The 243-nt window shown below is 52.3% G+C and carries 1 protein-coding gene; it reads left to right on the top strand.

Annotated features, from left to right (window positions below):
- Nucleotides 1-243: His/Gly/Thr/Pro-type tRNA ligase C-terminal domain-containing protein (locus ACSV5T_RS10255; RefSeq protein ID WP_438321077.1), on the top strand; the 243-nt coding region annotated here is incomplete at both ends.

The following is a 243-nucleotide window of genomic DNA, read 5'->3' on the forward strand; positions in this document are numbered from 1 at the left end:
CGTCTCACGCACATTGTCGGCCGTCATCGAGCAACATCATGACGATCGCGGTATCGTTTGGCCGAAGAGCGTCGCTCCGTTCGATGTGCACTTGATTGCCATCAACACGAAAGACGAAGCGCAAGTCGAACTCGCGAACCGTTTATACGATGAGCTGTCATCGACGTACGATGTGTTGTATGATGACCGTAAAGAACGGGCTGGCGTCAAATTCGCCGATGCTGATTTGATCGGTCTTCCGAT

Origin of the sequence: Veillonella sp. ZSJB6 (assembly GCF_051549505.1) — a bacterium.
GTDB lineage: Bacteria > Bacillota > Negativicutes > Veillonellales > Veillonellaceae > Veillonella.